The organism is Bremerella cremea, from assembly GCF_003335505.1.
Classification (GTDB): Bacteria; Planctomycetota; Planctomycetia; order Pirellulales; family Pirellulaceae; genus Bremerella; species Bremerella cremea_A.
On the sequence record NZ_QPEX01000023.1, the window covers coordinates 1 to 780 of the forward strand.

At 49.2% G+C, this 780-nt stretch carries 1 protein-coding gene; it reads right to left on the bottom strand.

Annotation, left to right across the window (positions count from 1 at the left end; translation table 11 throughout):
- Nucleotides 1-580: 580 nt before the first annotated feature.
- Nucleotides 581-780, bottom strand: a 200-nt coding sequence (locus DTL42_RS11300) for an integrase core domain-containing protein (protein WP_147274251.1), incomplete at its 5' end; no start/stop codon positions are given.

Genomic DNA, 780 nt, shown 5'->3' on the forward strand with positions numbered 1-780 from the left:
GAGCAGCAGGCCCAGACATCGTTCCCCTCCATGCCAGCAAAAACAGCCGTCACCCATCGACGGCTTGACGAATCAGAGAACAGTGCAATCCTTGAACCAAAACGACGACAACGTGCGATTGCCCTGTCCGTATACTGCTTCTGTTTATTTGTATTCTTGTCTTTGTATTAACTGTAGTGCTCTCGCTCGGATTCCTTGCAGGATTTGCATCCAAGGGAGTTGCTGACACAATCCCCTTTGACGATCATGTGGAGGCTGGGATTCAAGCGAGGGTAGCGATCTCTAATACGCTGTATCAGACGTCGATTCTGCTGCTTGCTTCTATTTGGGGAGCGGCAATTTTGCGTAGAGAAGACGCTGCAGTAATTCTTGAAAGTCCCGTCGAATTATGTATGTTTGTCCTATCTAATTTTACACTGTTTTTTGGATTATATTCCCATTTTGTTTTTGCATTCGACATGTCAAATCTTCTGGTCGACTCGCCTGGTTGGATAGTTCAGACTAATTCCAGCATGGGAACACTGAAGTGGACCCCATTATTCGGACCACGGGGCCGCATTTCTTAGATAGAGCTTCTCGCTCACTTCGATCGGTCAGGCCGGTAGACTTGCCAGGGGGTTTTTCGCCCTAGCGACTGGTGTCGCCGACGGTGATCGTAGTAGTCCAGGTACTCCCCCAGGCTTTGATAACAATCGGCTCCGCTCGCGTATTCCTTGAGGTAGACCTCCTCGTATTTCAAGGTTCGCCACAAACGCTCGATCATCACGTTGTCGATCGCTC